Origin of the sequence: Amycolatopsis sp. VC5-11 (assembly GCF_037034185.1) — a bacterium.
GTDB lineage: Bacteria > Actinomycetota > Actinomycetes > Mycobacteriales > Pseudonocardiaceae > Amycolatopsis > Amycolatopsis nivea.
In genome coordinates this window covers 46,862-72,366 of the sequence record NZ_JBAGKF010000004.1, presented here as the reverse complement: position 1 = coordinate 72,366, position 25,505 = coordinate 46,862, and the positions used below count along the sequence as shown (strand labels likewise).

At 68.7% G+C, this 25,505-nt stretch carries 25 protein-coding genes; 18 read left to right on the top strand and 7 right to left on the bottom strand.

The annotated features are described in order from the left end of the window. Positions 1–46: 46 nt before the first annotated feature. Positions 47–1,699, bottom strand: a complete 1,653-nt coding sequence (locus WA670_RS15165; RefSeq protein ID WP_336158056.1) for a ricin-type beta-trefoil lectin domain protein — start codon at positions 1,697–1,699, stop codon at positions 47–49. Positions 1,700–2,105: 406 nt separating this feature from the next. Here WA670_RS15165 and WA670_RS15160 point away from each other — a divergent pair, with 406 nt between their 5' ends. The 9 genes from WA670_RS15160 (at position 2,106) to WA670_RS15120 (ending at position 10,747) form a co-directional block, all read left to right on the top strand. Beyond that, positions 2,106–4,406 carry a terpene synthase family protein gene (locus WA670_RS15160; protein ID WP_336158055.1) on the top strand — a complete coding sequence of 767 codons (2,301 nt, stop codon included), beginning with the start codon at positions 2,106–2,108 and terminating at the stop codon, positions 4,404–4,406. 645 nt (positions 4,407–5,051) lie between these two features. Then, on the top strand, positions 5,052–5,843 hold the full coding sequence (locus tag WA670_RS15155) for an MBL fold metallo-hydrolase (RefSeq protein ID WP_336158054.1): 792 nt from the start codon (positions 5,052–5,054) through the stop codon (positions 5,841–5,843). Further along, positions 5,840–6,427, top strand: a complete 588-nt coding sequence (locus tag WA670_RS15150; RefSeq protein WP_037818351.1) for a DedA family protein — start codon at positions 5,840–5,842, stop codon at positions 6,425–6,427. Before WA670_RS15155 ends, WA670_RS15150 begins: the two co-directional genes overlap by 4 nt. Continuing rightward, positions 6,424–8,544 carry a phage holin family protein gene (locus WA670_RS15145; protein WP_238608130.1) on the top strand — a complete coding sequence of 707 codons (2,121 nt, stop codon included), beginning with the start codon at positions 6,424–6,426 and terminating at the stop codon, positions 8,542–8,544. Before WA670_RS15150 ends, WA670_RS15145 begins: the two co-directional genes overlap by 4 nt. Further along, complete coding sequence (locus WA670_RS15140) at positions 8,541–8,780, top strand: glutaredoxin family protein (RefSeq protein ID WP_037818348.1); 240 nt, start codon at positions 8,541–8,543, stop codon at positions 8,778–8,780. The genes WA670_RS15145 and WA670_RS15140 overlap by 4 nt, the downstream gene beginning before the upstream one ends. After that, the gene (locus WA670_RS15135; RefSeq protein ID WP_037818347.1) at positions 8,777–8,980 is read left to right on the top strand and encodes a putative acetyltransferase; all 204 of its coding nucleotides are present in this window, start codon (positions 8,777–8,779) and stop codon (positions 8,978–8,980) included. Before WA670_RS15140 ends, WA670_RS15135 begins: the two co-directional genes overlap by 4 nt. Before the next feature lie 27 nt (positions 8,981–9,007). Then, on the top strand, positions 9,008–9,508 hold the full coding sequence (locus WA670_RS15130; protein WP_336158053.1) for a MarR family winged helix-turn-helix transcriptional regulator: 501 nt from the start codon (positions 9,008–9,010) through the stop codon (positions 9,506–9,508). After that, positions 9,505–9,984, top strand: coding sequence for a hypothetical protein (locus WA670_RS15125; protein ID WP_336158052.1), 480 nt, complete (start codon positions 9,505–9,507; stop codon positions 9,982–9,984). The genes WA670_RS15130 and WA670_RS15125 overlap by 4 nt, the downstream gene beginning before the upstream one ends. 10 nt (positions 9,985–9,994) lie before the next feature. After that, positions 9,995–10,747, top strand: coding sequence for a class I SAM-dependent methyltransferase (locus WA670_RS15120; protein ID WP_037818345.1), 753 nt, complete (start codon positions 9,995–9,997; stop codon positions 10,745–10,747). On the opposite strand, the gene WA670_RS15115 is transcribed toward WA670_RS15120, so the two are convergent. From WA670_RS15115 to WA670_RS15100, 4 genes are all read right to left on the bottom strand, one after another. Beyond that, on the bottom strand, positions 10,713–11,513 hold the full coding sequence (locus tag WA670_RS15115; RefSeq protein WP_238608133.1) for a TetR/AcrR family transcriptional regulator: 801 nt from the start codon (positions 11,511–11,513) through the stop codon (positions 10,713–10,715). The genes WA670_RS15120 and WA670_RS15115 overlap by 35 nt on opposite strands. Positions 11,514–11,562: 49 nt before the next feature. Then, positions 11,563–11,757 (bottom strand): ferredoxin, encoded by a 195-nt coding sequence (locus tag WA670_RS15110; RefSeq protein ID WP_336158051.1) that lies wholly within the window; start codon positions 11,755–11,757, stop codon positions 11,563–11,565. 13 nt (positions 11,758–11,770) lie between these two features. After that, positions 11,771–12,979 carry a cytochrome P450 gene (locus WA670_RS15105; RefSeq protein WP_275294225.1) on the bottom strand — a complete coding sequence of 403 codons (1,209 nt, stop codon included), beginning with the start codon at positions 12,977–12,979 and terminating at the stop codon, positions 11,771–11,773. A gap of 151 nt (positions 12,980–13,130) precedes the next feature. Beyond that, the gene (locus tag WA670_RS15100) at positions 13,131–13,748 is read right to left on the bottom strand and encodes a TetR/AcrR family transcriptional regulator (RefSeq protein ID WP_107051187.1); all 618 of its coding nucleotides are present in this window, start codon (positions 13,746–13,748) and stop codon (positions 13,131–13,133) included. 125 nt (positions 13,749–13,873) lie between these two features. Here WA670_RS15100 and WA670_RS15095 point away from each other — a divergent pair, with 125 nt between their 5' ends. The 3 genes from WA670_RS15095 (at position 13,874) to WA670_RS15085 (ending at position 16,059) form a co-directional block, all read left to right on the top strand. After that, positions 13,874–14,485, top strand: a complete 612-nt coding sequence (locus WA670_RS15095; protein ID WP_275294226.1) for a YbaB/EbfC family nucleoid-associated protein — start codon at positions 13,874–13,876, stop codon at positions 14,483–14,485. A 148-nt stretch (positions 14,486–14,633) separates the two neighbouring features. Further along, on the top strand, positions 14,634–15,194 hold the full coding sequence (locus WA670_RS15090) for a snapalysin family zinc-dependent metalloprotease (protein ID WP_037818340.1): 561 nt from the start codon (positions 14,634–14,636) through the stop codon (positions 15,192–15,194). Positions 15,195–15,375: 181 nt separating this feature from the next. After that, a complete protein-coding gene (locus WA670_RS15085) occupies positions 15,376–16,059 on the top strand; it encodes an alpha/beta fold hydrolase (RefSeq protein WP_336158050.1) in 684 nt (227 codons plus the stop codon). A 3-nt stretch (positions 16,060–16,062) separates the two neighbouring features. Here the strand turns inward: WA670_RS15085 and WA670_RS15080 are convergent, their stop codons facing one another. Beyond that, positions 16,063–16,392, bottom strand: a complete 330-nt coding sequence (locus WA670_RS15080; protein WP_336158049.1) for a hypothetical protein — start codon at positions 16,390–16,392, stop codon at positions 16,063–16,065. A gap of 161 nt (positions 16,393–16,553) precedes the next feature. On the opposite strand from WA670_RS15080, the gene WA670_RS15075 reads away from it, so the two are divergent. Further along, on the top strand, positions 16,554–17,150 hold the full coding sequence (locus WA670_RS15075; protein ID WP_336158048.1) for a LysE family transporter: 597 nt from the start codon (positions 16,554–16,556) through the stop codon (positions 17,148–17,150). On the opposite strand, the gene WA670_RS15070 is transcribed toward WA670_RS15075, so the two are convergent. After that, entirely contained in the window at positions 17,147–18,151 is a 1,005-nt protein-coding gene (locus WA670_RS15070) for a LacI family DNA-binding transcriptional regulator (protein WP_336158047.1), read from the bottom strand. The two genes, WA670_RS15075 and WA670_RS15070, sit on opposite strands and share 4 nt — an antisense overlap. A 203-nt stretch (positions 18,152–18,354) precedes the next feature. Between WA670_RS15070 and WA670_RS15065 the strand changes: the two genes are divergently transcribed. The 5 genes from WA670_RS15065 to WA670_RS15045 are packed head-to-tail and all read left to right on the top strand — an operon-like array spanning position 18,355 to position 25,461. Then, positions 18,355–19,431 (top strand): ABC transporter substrate-binding protein, encoded by a 1,077-nt coding sequence (locus WA670_RS15065; RefSeq protein ID WP_043839564.1) that lies wholly within the window; start codon positions 18,355–18,357, stop codon positions 19,429–19,431. Further along, positions 19,431–21,008: a sugar ABC transporter ATP-binding protein gene (locus WA670_RS15060; protein ID WP_336158046.1), complete on the top strand. Its 1,578-nt coding sequence runs from the start codon at positions 19,431–19,433 to the stop codon at positions 21,006–21,008. The genes WA670_RS15065 and WA670_RS15060 overlap by 1 nt, the downstream gene beginning before the upstream one ends. Continuing rightward, complete coding sequence (locus tag WA670_RS15055; protein ID WP_336158045.1) at positions 20,980–21,939, top strand: ABC transporter permease; 960 nt, start codon at positions 20,980–20,982, stop codon at positions 21,937–21,939. Before WA670_RS15060 ends, WA670_RS15055 begins: the two co-directional genes overlap by 29 nt. Further along, the gene (locus WA670_RS15050) at positions 21,936–22,919 is read left to right on the top strand and encodes an ABC transporter permease (RefSeq protein ID WP_275294231.1); all 984 of its coding nucleotides are present in this window, start codon (positions 21,936–21,938) and stop codon (positions 22,917–22,919) included. The genes WA670_RS15055 and WA670_RS15050 overlap by 4 nt, the downstream gene beginning before the upstream one ends. Positions 22,920–22,971: 52 nt before the next feature. Next, entirely contained in the window at positions 22,972–25,461 is a 2,490-nt protein-coding gene (locus WA670_RS15045; RefSeq protein ID WP_336158044.1) for a LamG-like jellyroll fold domain-containing protein, read from the top strand. Positions 25,462–25,505: the final 44 nt, after the last annotated feature.

The window sequence follows — 25,505 nt, the reverse complement described above, 5'->3', positions numbered from 1 at the left end:
CGTTCGTGGGAAAGGGCGGCCAGCTTGAGCTGACCGCCCTTTCCGCTCAAGCAGGAACGTGCCAGGACTGAGTGAACAGCCCATTGCAGTCATAGATCTGCAGTTGCGTGCCGTCCGCCGTCTGTGCCTGCGGATCGTCCAGGCAGCGACCCGATGGCGGGTTGTAGATCGATCCGTCCGCGCGGGCCTGCCACTGCTGTGCAGGCGTGCCAAGGCAGTCGCGCAGCTCTACCTTGGCGAAGTTGGCAGTGCTGCCGCCGACGATGTTGAGGCATTTGTCGAAGGCGCGGATCGTGCCGTCGGTTTCCAGTGACCACTGCTGACCGGTCGCGATGCCGCAGGTGTAGAGCTGCACCGCGTTGCCGTTGACGGACGTGTTGGTGTTCACGTCAACGCATTTGCCCGCGGGGCCGGTGATCTGGCCCTGCGCGTTCGGCAGCGTCGCCGTGCCGAAGGCGGTTTCGCATTTGCCGGTGGACAGGTGTGTGCCCGCGAGCATCAGGAAGGTGTTGCCGGACGACGCGCCGAGCAACGGGGAGCTGTACCCGGCGCACGCCGTCTCGCCCGCGTCGTAGCCGCCGGTCGGAGCGGTGGTCACCGGCGTCGTGATCTCCTGCCAGGCACCGGATCCGAGGTTCCGGTTCACGAACAGCACGTGCCCGTCTTCTGGCTGGACGGCCAGCGATCCGTCGGTGCCCGCGACGACCCGCTGTCCGGACGCGACGAGGGTTCCGTTCGCGCCGCCGGCGGGCGACCACGTCAGGTACGGCGTGTGCAGCAGGAAGCGGTGGTCGGCGGTCTCGATCCGGGTGCCGAGGCTGCCGGGGTTCCACGATTCGGCGTCCGCGGAGGTCTTGAGGTAGACGTCGCAGGCCTGATCCGGGTCGGCACCGGCTTTGCAGTCCTCGTAGGTCATCGCGTAGGAGCCGTTGGGCAGCGGGACCACGGTGGCCATCCCCGGCCGGTCGACACCGTTTTGCACCGCGACGTCGTAGACCTCGCTGCCCCAGGTCAGGCCGCCGTCGGCGGAGACGGTGTGCGCGAGCACCTGGGCGTATCCGTTCGAGGACGGGCGTTCGTCGGAGAAGTAGCAGACGAGACCGTGGCTGGTGGTCTCGAACTCCGGCTCCCAGATGCCGTGTCCGATCGTGTTGGCCATGCCGGACTCGGCCGCGCACGAACTGCGGTAGGTCCAGCTCGCTCCCTGGTCGGTGGACGCGAACACTTCCACCGCCTGCTGCGTGTAGTCGCCGTGGTTCCACGCGGTGCCCGCGGCGAGCAGCGTGCCGGCGGGCAGCGATCCTTGGGCGCGCGGCAGTTCGTAGAGCGTCGGGCCGTCGAGATCCCAGCCGTGCTGGGTGTCGGTGACCGTGCTGATCGGCGAGGAAGTCCACGTCACGCCGTTGTCGGTCGAGCGGTAGATCGGGAAGTTCGCCTTTCCGACGCCGGTGCCGGAATGAGAGAACGTCGCGAGCAGCGTGCCGTTGGCGCCGCCGTTGTGTTCGAGGCGGATGACCCGCGGGTAGCTCGCGTCTTCGGTGGAACCACTCGCGGTGCTGGGCCGGTAAAGCACTCCGCCGGAGGTCGTCGCCGCGACGGCGACGCCTTGCGGGAGCGCGGCCGCGACGAGCACTACGGCCGCGACCAGCGCGCCGCACCGTCGTGGACCAGAACGAGAAGCCAGGGGACCAGGCGACATGAGCGTCACTCCTAGGACGGGACAGCGCCGCGGCCCCTGGGCACGACGGCCCACGCGTGCGGCCTCTCTCGCCGCCGCGCCGAGTCGTCTCGAAGAGGGCCGCCACGGGGATCCGGGCCGCTTTGCCATCGTGTGAAAAACTGAGAATACTCCAGTTTGCACACGTTGCAATAAGCTGTTCGGGCCGCCCGCGCAGTCGTTCGCACCGGTTACCGCGTCCCTACCCGGATGTCGGCGCGCCCCGCACCGACGAGCGACGCGACAGCACACAGGGGCGATCCCGCGCCAGCCCCCGCTAGGCCGCCCGGGCGACCGGCCGGTTCGCCGGAGTGGCGGGCCTTCCGCCGCGCCGGTGCGGTCTGTTTGCCTCGTGGTGTCGGTACCCGCGACCGCGAGGGGAGCCCGCGTGCAGCCGTTCGTCCTGCCCGAGTTCTATCTGTCGTACCCGGCCCGGCTGAACCCGCACCTGGACGGCGCGCGGAAGCACAGCAAGGCGTGGGCGTACACGATGGACATGATCGACGTGCCCCAGCACGGCACCGTCATCTGGAACGAGCACGACCTCGACTCCCACGATTACGCGCTCTTGTGTTCCTACACCCATCCCGACGCCGCCCCGCAGGAACTCGACCTCGTCACGGATTGGTACGTCTGGGTATTCTATTTCGACGACCATTTCCTGGAACTGTTCAAACGCACCGGCGACATCGAACACGCCCGCGGTTATCTGGACCGGATCGCTCGTTTCATGCCCGCCGAAGGCGAAATCACCGAAACCCCGGAAAACCCCGTCGAACGCGGCCTGACCGATCTGTGGAACCGCACTGTCCCGCACCGGTCCGCGGCCTGGCGGCGACGCTTCCGCGAAAGCACCCGCAACCTCCTCGACGAATCCCTCTGGGAACTGGCCAACATCAACGAAAGCCGGGTCGCGAACCCGATCGAATACGTCGCCATGCGCCGCAAAGTCGGCGGCGCCCCCTGGTCGGCGAACCTGATCGAACACTCCCTGAACGCCGAGGTCCCGGACGAAATCGCGGCGAAACGCCCGATGGAAGTCCTGCGCGACTGCTTCGCCGACGCCGTCCACCTCCGCAACGACCTCTTCTCCTACCAGCGCGAAGTCGAGGACGAAGGCGAACTTTCCAACAGCGTCCTGGTCTTCGAAAAATTCCTGGGCTGCACCACCCAAGAAGCCGCGGACGCGGTGAACGACTTGCTAACCTCGCGCTTGCACCAATTCGAGCACACCGCCCTCACCGAAGTCCCCGCCCTCTTCGACGAACAGGGCGTAGAACCAGCCGGACGAGCCGAAACCTTCGCGTACGTCAAAGGCCTGCAAGACTGGCAATCCGGCGGACACGAATGGCATCTGCGCTCGAGCCGCTACATGAACGAAGGCGCCCTAGAAGCCCGAGGCGGCCCAGAGTTGCTAGGCGGCCCTTCCGGACTGGGCACCTCCGCCGCCCGCATCTTCCGCTCCGTCGCCACCACCGCCCCGCAACGCGCACGATCTTTCGCGCACCACCCTCACGAACAACTAGGCCCAGTCACTCTGCCCGCCTTGCCCCTGCCCTTCCCCCTGCGACTCAGCCCGCACCTCTCCGCGGAACGCAAGAAAATCGCCGATTGGCCACGCCGCATAGGCCTCCTGTCCGAGGGAGTCTGGGACACCGCCCGCCTGCGCGCGTCCGACGTGCCCCTGGCCACCGCAGGCATCTGCCCCGACGCGCCTCCGGAACAGGTCTCCCTCACCAATGACTGGCTCACCTGGGGCACCTACGCCGACGACTACTACACAGAAGTCCTCTCGCCTGACCTGTCCGCCACCAGACTGACCACCGAACGCCTCAAACTCTTCATGCCCACCAACGGCGAGCCCCCTCCCTCACCGCAAACCGCGCTGGAAACCGGTCTAGCGGACCTCTGGCAACGCACCACCGGCCCCCTGAGCCCCACGGAACGCGAAACCTTCCGCACCACGGTCGAGTCCATGATCGACGCCTGGGTATGGGAAGCAGCCACGCAAGCCCAAAACCGCATCCCCGACCCCATCGACTACGTCGAGATGCGCCGCCGCACCTTCGGTTCCGACCTGGTGGTGAGCATCAGCAGGCTGACCGACAGCCGCACCGTCCCCGAGGAAATCCACCGGAACCGAGTCATCGAAGCACTGGAAGACTCCGCCGCCGACTACGCCTGGCTGATCAACGATTTGTTCTCCTACCGCAAGGAAATCGAGTACGAAGGCGGCCTGCACAACGCAGTGCTGGTAGTACGGTCCTTCCTGGACGTCGAGCAAGACCGAGCCATCCGCATCGTCGCCGATCTGGCGGAAGCCAGACTCGCCGAGTTCCGCCACGCAGCAGACGTAGGCCTGCCAGGCCTCTTCGCCGACTACGGCCTGGACACAAAAGCACGAGACACACTCACCGCTTACGCGGACCTGTTGAAAAACCTGATGACCGGCATCGCGAACTGGCACCACGAATCCGCCCGGTACACAGACGAAGAACTGGACCGAGTCCGCGCCGCACAGCTCACCGCCGAACCGATCCCACCCGCTGCTAACCCCATGCAACACCCAGGCTGCACCGGCACCCCCCACGTCCCGCTCGGCGCCACCCCCCGCTTCCACCTGAACGCAACGGGCTTAGGCACCAAATCCCTGCACATCCCCGCCCCATCCAGCCCAACCCCACACTGACAAGGTACGTGAGGGGAACCCAGAGGAACTCTGATTCCGTGAGGGTTCCCCTCACGACCCACGACTAGCCCACCGCCCGCCGGGATGCGCCCCAATGCGGCATTGGGTGCATCTGACGCACCGAACGCCACATTGGGTGCATCTGACGCACCCAATGCCACATTGGGGCGCAAGCCCCCACCCCCACCCAGCCGCACCGATGCACCCATGCATCGAAGAACCCAGCCGCAGCCGGTGCGCCCGCTATCGAGACACCCAGCCCACCCGCACCCGGCGCACCCAACCATCAAGGCACCCAACCCCACCCGGCGCACCCAACCATCAAGGCACCCAACCCCACCCGGCGCACCCAACCATCGAGACACCCAACCGCAGCCGATGCACCCAACGAGCGAGACACCCAGCCCCTCCCCCGCACCCCGATACGAAGCGCATCTGCGGGCGGTGGGTGCTTGTCAAGGCATCTTTCCCGCCTTGACAAGGCACCCACCGCCCGTCAGCACAATCAAGCTTCGGGGTGCCCCACGCAACCACCAAGCAATGTCGCCGCCAGGCGACGAGCCGCCAAACAAACCAACAGCCCCAAAGGGTGCCCCCCACCACTCCACCGAGCATCCAGCCGCACATCCAGCAATACTCGAACCCGTGACCAGCCCGAACCTCCACTTCCTAGGCCACGCGTCCACCCGCGTGGAACTAGCCGGCCAGGTCGCCCTCACCGACCCAGTCCTCACCCGCTGGGTAGGCCCGCTAACCCGAGTAGCCCCCAAACCCGACGTCTCCTCCTGGACCGCAGTAGACGTCGTCCTCATCTCCCACCTCCACGGCGACCACCTCCACCTGCCCTCCCTGAAACTCCTCGGCAAGCACACGAGAATCGTCGTCCCCCGAGGCGCGGGCTCCTGGCTGGCCAAACGAGGCTTCACCGAGGTGGAAGAACTCTCCCCAGGCCAAACCATCGCCAGCGGCCCGATGAACATCACCGCCACCGAAGCGGTCCACTCCGGCCACCGCTGGGGCCCTCGCCTCACCCACGGCCCGCAAAGCCCCGCCCTCGGTCACCTCCTCGAGGCCGACAACCAGCGGATCTACTCCGCAGGCGACACCGACCTCTTCCCCGGCATGGCCGACCTGGGCCCGGTAGACGTAGCTCTCCTCCCCGTCTGGGGCTGGGGCCCGAACCTCGGCCCAGGCCACCTCACCCCGGAACGAGCCGCCGAAGCCGCCGCTCTCCTCCAGGCCCGCACGGCGGTCCCGGTCCACTGGGGCACGCTCGCGGTCCCCGGCATCCACCGCACCGCCAAGATGCGCCAGCTCCTCGTGGAACCCCCGCGCACGTTCGCGCACCACGTCCGCTGTCTGGGCCTGGACACCGAGGTCCTGCACACCCGCCCCGGCTCCGACGTCCTGCTCCCCACTCGCGAGGAGCGCGGGTGAATTGGACAGACCCGTCAGCGATCGGCTACCCGGCGCTGTTCGGCGGAGTACTGCTCGGCTCCGTGATCCCCATCGTCCCGACCGGCGCGCTCGTCGGCGCGGCGGCCGCGGTCGCGATGACCACCGACCACCTCTCGCTCCCGCTGGTGATCCTGCTGGCGGTCGCGGGCGCGTACCTGGGCGACGTGATCACCTTCGCCGTCCCGAGATTCGGCAGTGAACCTCTCCTGCGCTTCGTCGAACGACGACAACAGGCCGAACGCCTCGCGAAAGGCCGCGAACAGTTCGCGAGACGCGGCTGGCAGCTCGTGGTGATCGGCCGCCTGGTGCCCGCCGGACGCATCCCGGTGCTGCTCGCCGCGGGCACGCTCGGCTATCCCTGGCGCAAGTTCCTCCCGTCCGGCCTGCTGGCCTGCGTGCTGTGGGCGGTGGCGTACTCGCTGCTGGGCATCCTCAGCGGCGGCATCTTCGACTCGCCGCTGATCGCGACACTGCTCGCGACCGTCCTGGTGCTGCTGGTGACCGTGCTGACCACGCTGATCTCCAAGAAACGGGCGGCCCATCAGACGGGAGGACATCGATGACGACACCTGCTCCGGCGAAGGGCCGGTTGCTGCGCGGCGGCCGGGTCGTCGCGCGGGTCCTGCTGGTCTGGGTGGCGGTCACCGGCGCGTTGCGGCTGCTCGACGCGTGGCTCGACGGCTTCACGATGCAGTCGTGGTGGCAGCCGACGGTGTGCGCGCTGATCCTCGGCCTGCTCGTCTCCGTGGTGTGGCCGCTCGTGGTGCGGGTGGCGTGGCCGATCGCGTACTTCACCCTCGGCGTCGGCACGTACATCCTGCTCAGCGCCGCGGCACTGGCGATCCTCCAGGCCGTACCCGGCGTTGAGCTGCACGGGTTCTCGACGGCGGTCGTCATCACCGTCGCGATGTCCGCGGTGGGCGCGGTGATCTCCAGCGTGCTGGCCGTCGACGAGGACGAGATCTTCTTCCGGCGCGCCGCTCGCCGCCGGCGGAAAGCGAAGCACCGCACCGATTTCGCCGACCAACCGCCCGGCGTGGTCTTCCTGCAGATCGACGGGCTCGGTTACGACACCGTCCGCCGCGCCGTGCGGGACGGGGACATGCCGACCTTCGCCAAGTGGCTGTCCGAGGGCACGCATTCGCTCACCCGCTGGCACACCGACTGGAGTTCGCAGACCGGCGCGAGCGTCTGCGGGATCCTGCACGGTTCCAACCACGACATCCTCGGTTTCCGCTGGTACGAAAAGGACCGCGACCACGTCATGGCGTGCGCGCATCCGTCCGACGCGGCGGAGATCGAGCGGCGGCACAGCGACGGGCGCGGCCTGCTGTCGATCGGCGGCGCGAGCCACGGCAACCTCTTCTCCGGCGACGCCCCGCACGTCAGCCTGACCATGAGTTCGGTGCCGGTGCTCACGCCGCGCAAGCGTCGCCGGGACCGGGTCGGCGCTGGGTACCGTGCCTACTTCGCCAATCCGGTCAACGTGTTGCGCACCTTCGGGGTCGCGCTCGCCGACGTCGTCCGCGAACTGTCCGCGGCGGCCAAACAGCGGCGCGCGGGAGTGCTGCCGCGGATTCCGCGCGGCGGCGTCTACCCGCTCGCCCGGCCGGGCACGACGGTGATCGCGCGCGACGTCGTGGTGTCCGCGATCATCGGCGACATGCTCGCCGGACGGCCGGTGGTGTACGCCGATTTCCTCGGCTACGACGAGGTCGCGCACCACTCCGGCATCGAACGGTTCGACACGCTGGAGGTGCTGCGGTCGATCGACCAGCAGTTCGCGCGGCTGCTGCGGGCCGGTCGGCTCTCGCCGCGGAAGTACCACATCGTCGGGCTGTCCGACCACGGGCAAACCCAAGGCCAGGCGTTCGTCGACCGGTTCGGCGAAACCATTGAGGCGCTCGTCGGACGGCTCTGCGGCGGCGAACCCGTTGCCGAGCAAGGAAAGCGGCGACAGGCGGAAAGCTGGCAGGTCAACGCGGCACTCGCCGAAGCGACCGCGACCGGCGGCCTGATCGCGCGACGGTTGCGGGCCCGGGTCGAAGGCGCGGAAGGATCCGACAACCGGCCGCGCACCGCGACTGGCTCGCCGGGGCAGGTCACGCGGGTGGCTCCCGGGGTCGTCGCGGTCGTGTCCGGGCATCTGGCGATGGTGTCGTTCACCGAGCACGAGGGCAGGGTCGAACTGGAGACGATCGAACGCGAGTACCCGGACCTGCTGCCGACGCTGGTCGACCACGACGGCGTCGGGTTCCTGCTGGTCCGCAGCCGCGAATTCGGTCCGGTGGTGCTCGGCCGCGACGGATTGAAGCGGCTGGCCACCGGGATCGTGATCGGCGAAGACCCGCTGGCCGACTACGGTCCGTACGCCGCCGAGCTGGTCCAGCGCGTCGACAGTTTCCCGCATTGCGCGGACATCATGATCAACAGCCGGTACGACGCGGACTCCGACCAGTCCTCGCCGTTCGAACGGCACGTCGGCTCGCACGGCGGGCTCGGCGGACCGCAGCAACGCGGCTTCCTGCTGCATCCGCGAGAATTCCCGGCACCCGGCGAACCCGTCGGCGCGGAAGCCGTGCACCGCGTGTTCCGCGACTGGCTCACCTTCCTCGGCCACCCGGAACCCGGTGCGGCCGAAGACAAACCCGCTGTCGTCCCCTCGGAGGTAGTGTCATGAGCAACCCGATCGTCTACGGCGCGAGCTGGTGCCCGGACGTCAAACGCAGCCGCGCGCTGCTCGACGCGAAGGGCGTCGAGTACGACTACGTGGACGTCGAGGCCGACCCCGCCGCAGAAGCCCGCGTACGCGAACTGCAGGACGGCGCTCGCCGCATCCCGACCATCGTCTTCGCGGACGGCAGCCACCTCGTCGAGCCGAGCGACGACGAGCTGAACGCGCACCTCGCGCAGTGACTCCGCTGACGGAACTCCCGCTGGGCACGCGGGTTGTCGTGCGATACCGGATCGAGGGCGGGTTCACCGACGCCCTCGGTCCGTTGCGTGCCCGCGACGCCGACACCTGCACCGTCGAGACCAAACGCGGCCTGGTCGTCGTTCCGCTGGCCGCGGTGGTCGCCGCCAAACCCGTGCCGCCAGCTCCGCAGCGGAGGTAGACCGCCGCGTTCTGGTAAAGTCGTTTCGTGTCGCAACGAAACGACTCTGCGGACCTGGCCCGCGCGGTCATGGAACTCATCGACCGGGGCCACCGCCAGCTCTCCCGGCGCCTGGACCTGACCCGGATCCAGGTGCTCGGGACCGTCGCCGCCCGGGAACCCGTCCGGCCCGCCGCGATCGCCGCCGAACTCGGGCTCACCGCCTCGGCGACCAGCCGCCACATCGCCGCGCTGGAGCGAGCGGGACAGGTCGTCGCGGAGCCCGATCCCAGCGATTCCCGCACGTTCCTCGTCCGGCAGACCGACGAGGGCCGCGCCGAGATCGCCACCACGATCGAGGCGGGCGCCGCCGTCTTCTCGGAGGTCATCGCCGACTGGCCGGACCGGGACGTGACCACCGCGCTGGAGCTGGTCACCCGGCTCAACCAGGCGTGGGCGGAACGCGGCGGCACGGTCACGAGCCCGCCCGGAACCGGTCCTCGCTGGCGCCGCACGCGGCACGTGCGGGAAAGCGAGGAGGAGCAGTGATCCGGCAGCGACCAGTGCCGACGCCAGTGCAGTGGGCGCGGGTGCTGCTGGCCGTCGTGGCGATCAGTCATCTGGTAGTGCCCGTGGTGATGTGGTCGAGCCGGGGCACCTTGCGCACGCAGATCGCGTCCCAGCACCCCGAGTTCGCCGCGGCCGAGATCGACCGGTCCGTCGATGTCGCGGTGGTTTCCGGCGCGCTGTTCCACGGCGTCCTGCTGGTGCTGTGCGCGCTGCTGGTCTGGAAGCTGGCCACCGCGCGACGGTGGACCCGCCGTCTCACGACGGTCTCCCAGCTGCTGTCCGTGGTGTTCAGCGCCTTCTCCTGGTCGTCCTCGCCGATGTTCCACGCGGTCGTCCCGGTCGTCGGCGCGGTGCAGCTCGTCATCGTTGCCCTGCTGTGGGCGCCCCCGTCGGCGCGGGAGTTCTTCAGCGGGCAGCGGCAAAAATCGAGTGGCTCGCCCGCGCCGAATTTGTGACGATCACCGGATGCGCACCTTCGACGAACTGGTGGACGAGGCCGCGTCGGTGTCGGTCGACGGCTGGGATTTCTCCTGGCTCGACGGCCGGGCCAGCGAGCAGCGGCCGTCCTGGGGATATCAGCGGCTGCTCGGCGAACGACTGCGGGACGTCCAGTCCGTTGTGGACATCCAGACCGGCGGCGGCGAAGTGCTGGCCGGCGTGCCGGTCCTGCCCCCGCTCACCGTCGCCACCGAATCGTGGCCGCCGAATCTCGAGAAGGCGGCCGCGTTGCTGGAACCCCGCGGCGCGACCGTCGTCGCGGACACGGACGAGCCGCCGCTTCCGTTTCAGGACAACACATTCGAAATGGTCGTCAGCAGGCACCCGGTCACGGTGTGGTGGGACGAGATCAAGCGCGTCCTCAAGCCCGGCGGCCGCTATCTGTCGCAACAGGTCGGGCCGTGGAGCGTGTTCGAGCTGGTCGAGTACTTCCTCGGACCGCAGCCGCCGGAAGTACGCAACGGCCGCCATCCAGACCACGCCAAAGCCGCAGCGGAGCGGGCCGGGCTCGAGGTAGTGGACCTGCGCTTCGAGGAACTCCGCACTGAATTCCACGACATCGGCGCGGTGATTTACTTCCTGCGCAAGGTGATCTGGATGGTGCCGGGATTCACTGTGGACGAATACCTGCCGCGCCTGCGCGAGCTGCACGAGGAACTTCAGAAGGGCCCGTTCGTCGCGACGACTACTCGGTATCTGATCGAGGCGCGCAAGCGATAGCCGCCTCGATCCCGTCCGCCAGCACCGCCACGCCGGCATCGAAGCTCAGCCGGGCTTCGTGCTCCAAATAGGACACTCCGGCGGGCGGTGGCGGCGCCCCTTCCTCGCCCAGCCGCGCGACGTTCGGGTACCGCTCCGCCAGATCCGGGGCCAGCTCGCCGAGCGCGGACGTCCGCGCACGCCACCAGTCCTCATCGGACAGTCCGGTTTCCTTCAGCGCCAACCGCGATTCGGCGGCGATCTGCACCGCGCCGCGCACGACGTTGAGCAGTGCGCCCACCAGCCGCCGCACCTGGCCGGCGGGCAGACCGGTCGCGAACAGCACCCGCAGCACCGTTTCCTGCATCCGGAACTCCCCCGGACCGAGCACCGGCCGCGCGTAGGACACCTGCAGCAGCCACGGGTGACGCAGATGGAAGTCCCACAGGTCGCCGGCCAGTTCGAGCAACGCGGGCCGCCAGCCGCCGGACAGCTCGTGGTCGTCGCGCAGATCGCCGAACACCTGGTCGCACATCAAGTCGATCAGCTCGGTCTTGCTCGGCACGTACGTGTACAGCGCCATCGCCGTGCGCCCGAGCCGCTCCCCGACCGCGCGCATCGACAACGCCGCCATGCCCTCGGCGTCCGCGAGCTCGATCGCCGCGTTCACGATGAGATCCACGCTCAGCGCGGGTTTCGGCCCCGGCGCGCTGCGCGGTTCGCTGCCCGCGCGCCACAGCAGCTCCATCGAACGGCGGGCGTCGCCCTGCCCCGCGAACACGACCACCGGCGACCCCTTTCCCCTTACAGGATAAAGGACCGCCGGGGCCGCTAGCTCAGCCGTCCACCTCGATCGCGAGCGCCGGGCAGAGCTGCGCCGCTTCCTTGGCCTGCGCATGCAGTTCCGCGGGCGGGTTTTCCTGCAGCAGCACCACGATCCCGTCGTCGTCGCGCTGGTCGAACACCTCGGGCGCGACGAGCACGCACTGCCCGGCCCCGACACAGCGGGACTGGTCCACGACCACCTTCATCTCGCGGCTCCTTTCACCAGGTCACGGGGAGTTCGTGCACCCCGTAGACGACCATGTCGTGCTTGAACTTCAGCTCCTCCAGCGGCTTCGCCAGCCGGAGCGTCGGAATCCGCCGGTAAAGCGTCCGGTAGGCCACCTGCAGTTCGACCCGCGCGAGCGGCTGGCCGAGGCATTGGTGCACGCCGTAGCCGAACGCGACGTGGTGGCGTGCCTTGCGGGTGACGTCGAGCTTGTCCGGCTCGGGGAACTGCGTCGCGTCGCGGTTGGCGATATCGGTGGCCGCGACCATGCCCTCGCCCTCGCGCACGGTCTGCCCGCCGATCTCCAGGTCTTCGAGCGCGACGCGCCGGCGTCCGGAGTGGACGATCGTCAGGTAGCGCAGCAGCTCCTCGACCGCGTTGGCCAGCAAGGCGTCGTCGCCGTCGCGGACCGCGGCGAGCTGGTCCGGGTTCTCCAGCAGCGCGACCGTGCCGAGCGCGATCATGTTCGCCGTGGTCTCGTGCCCGGCGACCAGCAGCAGCTGCCCCATCGAAGCCGCTTCCCGGACGGTCATCGCGCCGGTGGCGACCTGACCGGTCGCGAGGCGGCTGAACACGTCGTCGGCCGGGTCGTCGATCTTCTTCTCCACCAGCCGCCCGAGGTAGTCGAGCAGTTCCTCGGCCGTGGCGAGCGACTGTTCCGCGGTCGCTTCCCGCGAGACCAGTATCTTGCTGCAGCGGTGGAAGAAATCGCGATCCTCGTACGGCACGCCGAGCAGCTCGCAGATCACCAGCGAAGGCACCGGCAGCGCGAACGCCTGCACGAGGTCGGCGGGCTTCGGACCGGCCAGCATCTCGTCGAGCAGCTCGTCGACGATCTGCTGGATCCGCGGCCGCATCCGCTGGACCTTCTTCACCATGAAATCGCCGGTGAGCAGCCGTCGCTGGGCGGCGTGCTCCGGATCGTCCATGCCGATGAACGACTTGAACCGGCTGCGCCGCACCTTGAGGCCCGGCGTCTGCGACGGATAGCCGGCGCGGCCGGGATCGGCGCTCACCCGCGGGTCGGTGAGCATCGCGCGGACGTCTTCGTAGCGGGTGAACAGCCACGGTTCGCTGCCGTCCCAGATCCGCACGCGCGACACCGGTTCGTCGCGCAGCTTGCGGTCGAGATCGGGCGGCGGGTCGAACGGGCAGCGCCCGCGCGACATCGGGAACTGCTCTACGGGCCGGGCGTCGGCCATCACAGCCTCCTGGAAAAGTCACCAAACGAGTGTTCGGATACTTACCGAACAGATGTTAGGCGACTTCGTGAACAATTGCCCAGACTCGGGTCCAAAGATCACCGGGATGGCCGTGGACAAGAGGGGGAAAGCGGGCGAAACCGCCCGTGGCTCAAGCGAAAATGAGCGCCAGCAGCTCGTCGGCGAAGCTCACCACGGCGTCCTCGCCCGGCTGCCTCCCGGACGAATGGAACAGCGCGACGCGGCCGTGCGCGCCGACGAACGCGATCACCCCGGCCCGGTCGGCGGGCACCCGGAGCGCGGCCCCGGCCTCGGCGCAGCGGGCGAACGCGGCGCTGATCTGGTCGACGAAATCGATCGTCGGACCGTGCGGCCGGACGTCCGGCGAGGTGCGGCTCGACCCGTTGGCGGTCATCAGCCGGTAATGGCCGGGGTTGTCCATCGCGAACCGGCAGTACGCGTGCAGCAGCGCACGCAGCCTGCCCACCGCGTCGTCGGCGGGAACCTGGGATTCGGCGGCTTCCATCGCGAGCCGCAGGCGGCCGAACTCGTGCTCGGCGAGTCCGGTGACGAGCGCGGCCCGGTCGCTGAAGTGCTGGTAGATGCTGGCCGGGGCGATGCCGACGGCGCGGGCGACGCCGCGGATGGTGAGCGCGTCCTCGCCGTCGAGTTCCGACAGGAGCCTGCTGGCCGCGGCGAGGATTTCCCCGCGCAGCCGCTCGCCCTCGCCCCAGCGGTTGCGCGTGCGGGCCTGGACTTCTTCGGACACTTGCCCATTGTTACCGCTCGCGCTGCCCCGCACCGCTCCGGCCCGCCGCGGATGTCGGTCGTTTCGTAGCCCGTCAGCCATCCGAGGTTCACCGGCTGGGCGCGGGCGGCCGATAGCGTTCGCCGGTGGACGATCAGGGGTGGCTGGACGACTTCCAGCGGCGGATTGACGAGATGCAGGCGAAAAGCGTTGCCCTGCAGGAAACCTTGAGCACCGCGGAGGGCCGCGCCAAGTCGGGCGACGGGCTGGTGTCGGTCGCGGTGACCCCGAACGGCGCACTCAAGAACCTCGAGATCGACGACCGCGCCCTGCGGCACGGCGGCGCCCGGCTGACCGCGGCGATCATGGACGCCTACGGGAAGGCGCAGCGCCAGGTGTCGCGCGACGTCATCGACGCGTTCGAGCCGATCGCCGGCGACAGCGAGATGATGAACGTGGTCAAGTCGTACCTGCCGGAGCCCGAGGAAGAGCCGGAACCTCCGGCCGAGCCGCCGCGGCCCGAACCGCCCGCCCGTTACGCGGGACCTCCGCCGGGCAGCACCACCCCGCCGGGCAGCGCGGCCTACGGACGCCCGATGCCGCCACCGGGCGGCGCGACGCACAGCCGTCCGCCGGTGCCGCCTCCCGGCACCACCCCGCCGCCGCCCCCGGCCGCGCCCGAACCGCCCCGGCCGACGTCCGGTCCGCACCGCAGGCGCGCCGCCGGCGAGGACGACGACGAGATGCAGCCGTGGTGACCGGATTGTCAACCCGTCGTTAGTGTTGGGAAATCACCAGTTGCCGGACCGTACGAATGGGGGGTCACAGACCGGGAGCTTCTGCCTACTTTGGGTTGAGCGCGCGCAAACCCGGCAAAACTCCCCGATCCCCCCCAGGAGCTTTCTTATGTCCAGGAAGTTCGTGCTGTCCGGCGCGGTGGCGCTCGCGCTGGCCGCCGCCCCGCTTTCGGGCGCCGTGGCGGTCGCCGCTCCGGCTCCTTCCGCCGTCGCGTCCGCCACGGTCTACTACTCGACGTCCGGCGCACCGTCGTTCCGGGCCGCGATCAACGCGGGCGCGGCGAACTGGAACCGCGCGGTCACCAACGTGAAGCTGGTCGAGCGTTCGTCCGGGGCCACGCTGCGGTACGTCGAGGGCAACGACCCGCGCGGCTCGTACGCGCAGACCGACGGGCACGGCCACGGCACCATCTTCATCGACTACACCCAGGCCCGCCAATACGACAACACGAGGATCACCGCGCACGAGACCGGCCACGCGCTCGGCCTGCCGGACCACTACTCGGGCCCGTGCTCCGAACTGATGTCGGGCGGCGGCCCCGGCCCGTCCTGCCACAACGCCAACCCGAATTCCCAGGAAGCCTCCCGCGTGCAGCGGTTGTGGGCCAACGGGCTCAGCGCGGTCTCCGGACCGCAGCAGCGGATTTACGACCACTCGCCGGTCGGCTGACGCACAGCTGAGCGAGCGGCGGCCGGGTGCGTCCCGGCCGCCGCTTCGCTGTCAAGGCCTCCGAGTCGGATAGCGCCGTTCGGGCCCGGGTTGAGGTCGGAATCCTCCTTTTTCCGCGGGGACCGGGAATCCCCGGACACCGCCCGTGGTTGGCTTGTCTTCAGACGAAGGGGAGGCATTCATGGCGGAAATCGTTCTGGTTCACGGCGCTTGGAGCGACGGGTCGGCGTGGCTGGAGGTGATCCCCGCGCTGCACCGGCAAGGACACCGGGTCCGTGCCGCGCACCTGCCGATGACCTCGCTCGCGGACGACATCGCCGAGGTTCGCCGGGAAGCCGCCGCCTTCGACGGGCCGGTCGTGCTGGCCGGCCATTCCTACGGCGGCGCGGTGATTTCCGGTGCAGCGAAGGACAATCCGCAGGTCAACGCCCTGGCTTACTTCGCGGCGTATGTCCCGGACGAAGGCGAGAACGTGCCTGCGCTGAACGGCAAGTTCCCGGACTCGCCCGGCAACGACGCGATGGTGTTCACCGAGGACGGCTGGTCGTCGCCCGACCCGGACCGCTTCCACTACGCCTTCGCCGCCGACGTGGCTCCCGAACGAGCCACCGCACTGGCCGCGGTGCAACGCCGTGCGCGTGCCGAGTGCTTCGGCGTGCCCGCCGGTCCTGGTGCCTGGCGCGACCTGCCGACCGCTTACGCAGTGTCCACAGAGGACCGGATCCTCAACCCGGACCTGCAACGCTGGCTCGCCGAGCGGGCTGGGGCGGACTGTGTCGAGTTGGCGGCCAGTCACTATTCGCTGTGGTCCCAACCGGACGCGGTGGCGACGGTGATCGACAAGGTGGCGGCGCGCGGCAAGTAGCGGCTACTTCCCCGCCGCGGCCGCGAGCACCGCGAAATCGGCTTCCCGCATTGGTCGCGCGTGCGCGGGGCGCGGAGTGCTCGGCTCCCTGACCACGGTGACCGGCACCGTGGTCAGGCCGAGCCGCAGCGCGACGGCGATCCGGTGATTGCCGTCGAGCGTGCCGAAGTCTTCGCAGAATCCGAGCCGCAACGGCGCCCGGATTCCGTTCCGCGCGATGTCCTCGGCGAGGGCTTCGAGGTGGCTCGGAGTGTCCACCAGTGCGGATCCCACCGTTTCGCGATCCACCGCGCGGTACCGGACCACAAGCGGCACAGGCAGTTCAACCGGCATCCGCCCATCCTGGCACGGCGGAAATTCAGTTGCCCAGTCCCGGCCGGACAGCCGAGTATTCCGGTCATGACCACCGAACCCGCCCGTCGTTGCCCGTCCCGCTGTCTCGCCGCGCGCGGCAAGCAGCAGACGGCGCAGGAAGGGACCCGCCAGGCAGTGCGATGAGCGCCGCGCTCGTCGCGGGGCTCGTCGCCGGGTACGGGATCGCCATGCCGGTCGGCGCGATCGGCGTCTACCTGGTCGAACTCACCGCTCGCACGTCGTGGCGGGTCGGAGCGGCCGCGGCGATGGGCGTGGCTACCGCGGACGGCGTCTACGCCGTTCTCGCCACCACCGGCGGGGCCGCGCTGGCCCCGGTGCTCGCCCCAATCGCCACTCCCCTGCGCCTGACCTCCGCCGTCGCGTTGTTCCTGCTCGCCGCGTGGACCGCGGTCCGGGCGATCCGGCGTTATCGATCCCCGGAAACGCCTTTGCTGGCAACGGAACCGCATCCGCTGCGGGCGTATGCGACGCTGCTCGGCCTGACCCTGCTGAACCCGTCCACCATCATCTACTTCACCGCGCTCGTCCTCGGCGACCGGCCGGCCAACGGCACCGTGTTCGCGGCCGCCGCGTTCGCCGCTTCGGCCAGCTGGCAACTGGTGCTGGCCGTCGGCGGAGCGTTGCTCGGACGCGGCCTCACCGGCCCGCGCGGACGGCTCGGCACCGCTTTGCTGTCCAGCGCGGTAATCCTCGTGCTGGCGGTGCGGCTCCTCTAGGAAACGACCGTGCTTTCCCTTACCTCCAGGGAAAATGGGGGCTGTACCGAGCGCGGCGCGTCACTCTCCGTACCGGCGAGGCGGCTGTCGATCAGGTCGATCGCGGCCTCGGCGATAGCCGCCTTGTCCGGCGAGATCGTGGTGAGCGCGGGGAGGCTGAACGCGCTCTCCTCGGTGTTGTCGAAGCCGACGATCGCGATGTCCTCGGGGACCCGCAGCCCGTGCTCCGCCGCCGAGCGCAAAGCACCCACGGCCAGCAGGTCGTTGAAACAGAACACCGCGTCCGGCGGTTCTTCCTGTGCCAGCAACCGTTTCATCGCCGCCGCTCCCTCGGCGCGGTGGTACTTCGCCACCGGTTCCACCAGGGAGTCCGCCGACCGCAAACCAGCGTCGGCCAACGCGGCCCGGTAGCCGGCGAGCCGCAGCGACGACGTCCCGCGCTGGGGGTTCGCGCCGATCGCCGCGATCCGTCGGCGGCCGAGCGACACCAGGTGCGACACCGCGACGTGCGCGGCCCGCACGTTGTCGATCGCCACCCGGTCCAGCGCGACGTCCACCGCGTGCTCGCCGAGCAGCACCAGCGGGATTTTCCCTTCCGCGTCAGGGAAATCGTCCGCTTCGAGCGCTTCGGGATGCACCAGCGCGCCGTCGACCAGATGCGGGCCCAATGAGTCCACAGTGGCCCGTTCTCGATCGCGCGTCCCTTGCGTCTGCTCGATCAGCACGCTCCACCCGCGGCGCTGCGCGGCGGTGATCACCAGCCCGGCCATTTCGCCGAAGTACGGAATGCTCAGCTCCGGCACCATCAACGCCAGGAACCCGGTCCGCCCGCGGCGCAGGTTGCGCGCGCCGACGTTCGGCCGGTACCCGGTCGCGGCCAGTGCCTCTTCCACGCGCCGCCGGTTCTCGGGCTTCACGAACGCGTAGCCGTTCACCACGTTCGACACGGTTTTCACCGAAACGCCCGCCAGCGTCGCGACGTCCTTCAGGGTCACGGCCACGCTGACTCCTCATCTCGTTCGCCCAGAGCCCATCACGAGCCCGCGAAGCTCTCCGCACCAGCCCCGACGACCACGTAGTGTAGCGACGTTTTGCCTGTTTACAACGTTGTTCCAACGATGTAAAAATAGCCGGAGCTCAGCGGGGTGACGGCCGTCACTCCGCCGAGCGGGTTGCCCCAGTCGTCGGCTGCGAGGAGTCCGCCGTGTCCCCGTCCGTCCCTGCCCGCTTCGCCCTCGTCGCCGGGGCCGCCACGGCACTCGTGCTCGCCGGCTGCACCAGCCGCGAGGAAACCCCGGCCGCGCAAAGCAATGGCTCCGGCCCCGCCGCCTCGGCCGCGTCCGCCGCGCCGACCGCCGACGGCTGCACCCTCGACAAGACCGGCTACCCGAAACTCGACCCGAAGACCGCGATCGTCGGCTTCTCCCAGTCGGAGAAGGAGGCGAACCCGTTCCGGATCGCCGAGACGCAGTCCATCCGCACCGAGGCGGGCAAGCTCGGCATCCCGGCCGACCACCTGCTCACCACGAACGCGCAGAGTGACCTCAACAAGCAGATCTCGGACATCAAATCGCTGCTGGACCGGGGTGCGCAGCTGCTCATCGTGGCCCCGCTGAACTCCGACGGCCTGCAGCCCGCGCTCGACGCGGCGAAGGCGAAGAAGGTCCCGGTCGTCACCATCGACCGGCAGGTCACGTCGAAGCCGTGCACCGACTACCTCACCTTCATCGGCTCCAACTTCATCGAACAGGGCCACCGCGCGGCCGCCGCGCTGGCGAAGTCCACCGGCGGCAACGGCAAGGTCGCGATCCTGCTCGGCTCCTCGGGCAACAACGTGACCACCGACCGCACCAAGGGCTTCAAGGACGAGCTGGCGAAGACGCCCGGCCTCACCGTGGTCGCCGAGCAGACCGGCGAGTTCGACCGGTCCAAGGGCCAGTCGGTGATGGAACAGCTGATCCAGAGCCATCCGGACCTCACCGCGGTGTACGCGGAGAACGACGAGATGGGCATCGGCGCGGTCAACGCGCTCAAGACCGCGGGCAAGAACCCCGGCAAGGACGTGAAGGTCGTGTCCGTGGACGGCACCCGCAACGCGGTGCAGCTGATCGTCGACGGCAGCTACAACGCGGTCATCGAATCGAACCCGCGCTTCGGGCAGCTGGCGTTCCAGACGCTGCAGCAGTTCGAGGACGGCAAGCCGATCCCGCCGAGCATCGTCATCACCGACGACTCGTACGACGAATCGAACGCGGCCCAGAAGGTCGGGAACGCGTACTGATGACGAGCACGGCCGACACCCAGGTGGCGACCATGACCGCACCGGTGCTCGAGGTGACCGGGGTGACCAAACGGTTCCCCGGCACCGTGGCCCTCGACAACGTCTCCTTCAGCCTGCGCCGCGGCGAAGTCCACGCGCTGGTCGGGGAAAACGGCGCGGGCAAGTCCACTTTGATCAAGGTCCTCACCGGCGTGTACCGGCCGGACGAGGGCCAGGTGCGCCACCTCGGCGAACCGGTCGAGTTCCGCAGGCCGATCGACGCGCAGCGCGCCGGGATCTCCACCATCTACCAGGAGGTGAACCTCGTCCCGCTGATGAGCGTGGCGAGCAACGTCTTCCTCGGCCGGGAACCGCGCACCCGCACCGGATTGATCGACTGGTCCGCGATGAACGCGCAGGCTCGCGAACTGCTCAGCGGGTACGGAATCGACACCGACGTGCGGCGTCCGCTGCACACGCTCGCCGTCGGTGCGCAGCAGATGGTCGCGCTGGCTCGTGCGGTGTCCACAAAGGCCGGTGTGGTCGTGATGGACGAGCCGACGTCGTCGCTCGAACCGCGCGAAGTGGACACCCTGTTCGAGGTGCTGGCGAGGTTGCACGCAGACGACATCTCGGTGCTTTATGTGAGCCACCGGATGGACGAGCTGTACCGGGTGTGCGACAGCGTCACGGTGTTGCGCGACGGCCGTGTGGTCCACAGTGGACCGCTGAAGCCGTTGCCGCGCATTGAGCTGGTGTCCATGATGCTCGGCCGGGAGATCCGGCAGATTCGCGCTGAGGGCGTCACAGCGTTCGGCGAGGAGCATCATGCGGAGAAGGAACCGTTGCTGCAGGCTTCGAATCTTTCCGGCGGCAACAAACTTCACGACGTTTCGGTGAGCGTGCGGCCGGGCGAGGTCGTCGGGCTGGCCGGGCTGCTCGGGTCCGGCCGCAGCGAGACCGCGCGGGCTGTGGTCGGGGCGTTCCCGCTCGACGGCGGCACCGTGCTGCTGGCTGGTAAGCCGTTGAAGCGCGGGAAGATCTCCGCGGCGATGCGGGCCGGGATCGCGCTGCTGGCGGAGGACCGCAAGGCGGACGGGATCATTCCGAACCTGTCCGTGCGAGAGAACATCGTGCTCGCCGCGTTGCCGCGACTGTCCACTTTCGGCTTTGTCAGCCGGTCCAAACAGGACCGAGTGGTGAAGACGTTCATGGAACGGTTGCGGATCAAGGCCTCCAGTCCGGAGCAGAAGGTGTCCGAGCTGTCCGGCGGCAACCAGCAGAAGGTCTTGCTGGCGCGCTGGCTCGCCACCGGACCGAAAGTGCTGCTGCTGGACGAGCCCACGCGCGGCATCGATGTCGGAGCGAAGGCCGAGGTGCAGGCGCTCATCGACGAACTGGCGCAGGACGGGCTCGGTGTGCTGCTGATTTCGTCCGAACTGGAAGAGATTCTCGACGGCGCGGACCGGGTGGTCGTCCTGCGCGACGGCAGCGTCGCCACCGAATTGGCCGGCGACGCGGTCACCGAAGACAACGTGCTGGCGGCGATAGCTGCAGGGGGTGACAACGATGTCGACCGCGACACTGACGAGACCTGACCGCGCCCGCGTCACAAGCTGGCTGCAGAACTACGGCGTGTACCTGGCCGTGGTCGTGCTGCTGCTGTTCAACATCGCGTTCACGCAGAACTTCCTCTCCGCGGCCAACTTCCGCACGCAGTTGGTGCAGGCCGCGCCGGTGTGCATCGTCGCGCTCGGCATGGCGCTGGTGATCGGCACCGAGGGCATCGACCTGTCGGTGGGCTCAGTGATGTCGGTCGCCGCGGCGCTCGTCCCGCTGTATCTCGGGGCCGGGCCGGTGATGGTGATCGTGGTCGCGCTGATCGCCGGGGTCGCCTCGGGGCTGTTCAGCGGATTCCTGGTAGCCCAGCTGGGCATTCAGCCGATCATCGCGACCCTGGCCTTGCTCGTCGGCGGTCGCGGGCTGGCGCTCGTGATCGCGCACGGGCAGCTGGTGCAGCTGCACAACCCGGACTTCCTCGCGCTCGGCACCGGCGACGTGCTCGGCGTGCCGATCATGGTCCTGGTGGCCGCTGTCCTCTCGGTACTGGCCGGATTGCTGGTGCGGCGCACCACTTTCGGCCGACACCTAGTCGCGGTCGGCGGGAACCGTCCCGCTGCGACACTCGCCGGACTGCCGGTGAAACGCGTCCTGATCGGCGTGTACGCCATGTCCGGCACGCTGGCGGCCATCGCCGGTGTGCTGTCCACCGCACGGCTCGCCGCGAGCGATCCCAACGACCTCGGCCTGTTGATGGAACTGTCCGCGATCACCGCGGTGGTGGTCGGCGGGACTCCGCTCACCGGCGGCCGCGTACGCGTGCTCGGCACGGTGTTCGGCGCGCTGCTCATGCAACTGGTGCACGCGACGCTGATCAAGCACAACCTGCCCGATTCCGCCGCGCAAATGGTGCAGGCCGCCATCATCGTCGCCGCGGTGTACGTCGCCCGGGAACGGAGCACGCGATGATCGCGACCACCGCCGCCCCGCCGTCGGAACGCGGCGCGGCGTTCGCGGCAGTCCTGCAACGCCAAGGCGCGGCCGTAGTGCTGGTTCTCGGCGTGGCTGCCGCGTGGTTTGCCTTCCCGCGCTTCGGATCCGCGGACAACCTGCGCGACCTCGCGTTGCAAAGTTCCTTCCTGGCAGTGATCGCGCTGGGCATGACGTTCGTGATCATTTCCGGCGGGATCGATCTGTCCGTCGGCTCGGTGTACGCGCTCGGCGGCGTGCTGGCCGCGTACGGTTCCCAATACGGCCTAGTCGTGGCGATCCTGCTGCCATTAGTCGTTTGCGGACTGATCGGCTTCATCAACGGGCTTCTCATCGCTCGCACGAAGATGGCGCCGTTCATCGTCACGCTCGCCTCGCTGTTGTTCGCTCGCGGTCTCCTGCTGGCATTGACCAACGAGGGCGCGACGACGTACAAAGTAGAGCCAGGTTCGGCGTTGCTCTGGCTGGGACAGGGCAAGATCTTCGGCATCGGCGTACCGGTGTATCTCGCTCTGGTCCTTTTCGGACTCGGCGGTCTGCTGCTGCGCCGGACCCGGTTCGGCCAGTCGATTTTCGCACTCGGCGGCTCGGAACAGTCCGCGCTGCTGATGGGTCTTTCGGTGGCCCGCACCAAAATCACCCTCTACACGCTCAGCGGCACGCTCGCCGGATTCGCCGGCGTGCTCACCGCGGCGTACCTGCAATCAGGCGTCACCGTGCTCGGCGTCGGCACGGAACTGGACGCGATTTCCGTCGTGGTCATCGGCGGAACGCTGCTCACCGGCGGCGCGGGAACCGTCATCGGCACGCTCGTCGGCGTGCTGCTGAAGACGCTGATCCAGAACGTCATCAACCAGGTCGGCACCCTCGATTCCAACTACCAGACGGTGGTCAGCGGCGCGTTCCTGCTGGTCGTCGTCGTGATCCAGCGACTGCTGGCCCGCTCCCGCCGATCCTGATCCGCGCAGTCCCCCTTCGCAGGAGATCCACCTGTTAGTAGGAGGTTCGACGATGGTCCGTCCTGCCCGCAGACCCGGCCGTTTGGCCACGGCGGCCGCCGCGCTCGCCGTGGCCGTGTCCGGGTTGTCGAGTGTCCCCGCCGCCGCGGCCGATCCGCCGCAGTGGCACCGCCTCACCCCTCCCCTGACCACCCCGTGGACCGGCCAGGTCTCGCCGGACAACGCCCTTCCCGAATACCCGCGGCCGCAAATGACCCGCGACAACTGGCAGAACCTCAACGGCGTCTGGGAATTCTCCTCCGCCAAACCGGGCGATTCCCCGCCGATCAAACGCAGTCTCGACGAACGCATCCTCGTGCCGTATCCGGTCGAATCGGCGTTGTCGGGAATCATGCGGCACGAAACGTCGATGTGGTACCGGCGGACGTTCCAGGTGCCGAAGAACTGGCACGTCGGCGGCCGGGGCGAGCGGCTGATCCTGCACTTCCAGGCGGTCGACTACGACACCACCGTGTGGGTCAACGGCCATCAGGTCGCCCGCCACACCGGCGGGTACGACGCGTTTTCCGCGGACGTCACCAACGCGTTGACCACCGGGAAAGACCAGGAAGTCGTCGTCGGCGTCACGGACCCCAATGACGCGGGCGGACAACCGCTCGGCAAACAGCGCAAACCCGGCGACGGAATCTTCTACACCCCGACGTCCGGCATCTGGCAGACCGTCTGGATGGAACCGGTGACCCCGGCCTACATCTCCCGGGTCGACACCACGCCGGACGTCGCCAGCGGCTCGGTCACCGTCAACGCAGTGGTGGGCGGGCCGACGAAACAACGCGTGCAAGCCATCGCCTACGACCACGGCCGCGTCGTCGGCTTCGCGTCCGGACCGGCGAACACCCCCTTGAAACTCAAGGTGAACAAACCACATCTGTGGACGCCGGACGATCCGTTCCTGTACGACCTACGGGTCTCGCTGACCTCCGGAGACAGCGTCGGCTCGTACTTCGGCCTCCGGTCGGTTTCCATCGGGAAAACCGCCGACGGCAAGCAACGGATGTTGCTCAACGGCAAGTTCGTGATGCAACTCGGCCCGCTGGACCAGGGTTTCTGGCCGGACGGCATCTACACCGCGCCCACCGACGCGGCGCTGAAGTTCGACCTGGAGCAGGAAAAGGCGCTCGGCTTCAACATGGTGCGCAAGCACATCAAGGTCGAGCCTGATCGCTGGTACTACTACGCGGACAAGCTCGGGCTCCTCGTGTGGCAGGACATGCCCGCGATGAAGGACGACATCGAGCCGACGCCCGCATCGCAGGCGAACTTCGAATCCGAGCTGCACCGGATGATCGACCAGCACCGCAGTTTCCCGTCGATCGTCACGTGGGTCCCGTTCAACGAAGGCTGGGGCGACTACGCCGTCGGCCGGATCGCCGACCAGGTCAAGGCCTGGGACCCGACGCGGCTCGTGGACGCGGAGTCCGGCGTCAACTGCTGCCGTTCCGAACCGGACAGCGGCCGCGGCGACATCTACGACGACCACACCTACACCGGTCCCGGAACCCCCGTGCCAGACGCCACCCGCGCCGCGGTCGACGGCGAATACGGCGGCCTGGGCCTGAAGGTCGACGGACACCAGTTCGACCCGGCCGGCAGTTTCGCGTACGAGATGGAACCGGACAGCGCCACGCTCACGCGCCGCTACGCCGAACTCCAGCAACGCCTCCTGCTCGCCGGACGGCAATGTGGCGTGTCGGCAGGCGTGTACACGCAGACCACCGACGTGGAGAAGGAGGTCAACGGCTTCTTCACCTACGACCGTCAGGTGAAGAAGATGGACTTCGCCGCCGTCCGGGCCGCGAACCTGTCGGTGATCAACGGCGTCGACGGCTCGCCGCAACAAGGTCCGGTGATCCCGCCAGGCACCCCAGGCATCGACGGAATCGCCGCGTACCCGTTCGACGAGAACAGCGGCACCACGGCAGCGGACACCGTGGGCCAGCACGACGCCACGCTCGTCGGCGGCGCTTCTTGGACCGCGGGACACAGCGGTTCGGCACTGGCGGTGAACGGCTCCGGCCAGTACGCGGACACCGGTGCGCCGCTGGTGAAGACCGACCTGAGCTACAGCGTCGCCGCGTGGGTCAAGTTCAACGCGGTCGGCGACGGTTTCCAGACCGTGGTGAGCCAGGACGGGAACGACCACAGCGCGTTCTTCCTGCAGTACTCCGGCGCGGACCACAAGCTGGCGTTCAGCTTCGTGGGCACGCGGGCACTCGCCCCGCTCACCCCGGAAGCCGGCCGCTGGTACCACCTGGTCGGGGTTCGGGATGCCGCTACCGGACAGCTCGCGCTGTACGTGGACGGGCAGCTGGCGGCGTCGAAGAGCGTCTGCCTAGGCGAGGCGTCGACCGGCCACACCGTGATCGGCCGCGGCAAGTACGGCGGCAACCCGGTCGACTTCCTCAACGGGGCGGTGGACCAGGTGCATCTGTACGACCGGGCGTTGTCGGCTGCGGAGGTGGCGAAGCTGTACGCGTCCTGATGTCCGTGAAGGACTCCTTGAGGGAATCAGATTCCCTCAAGGAG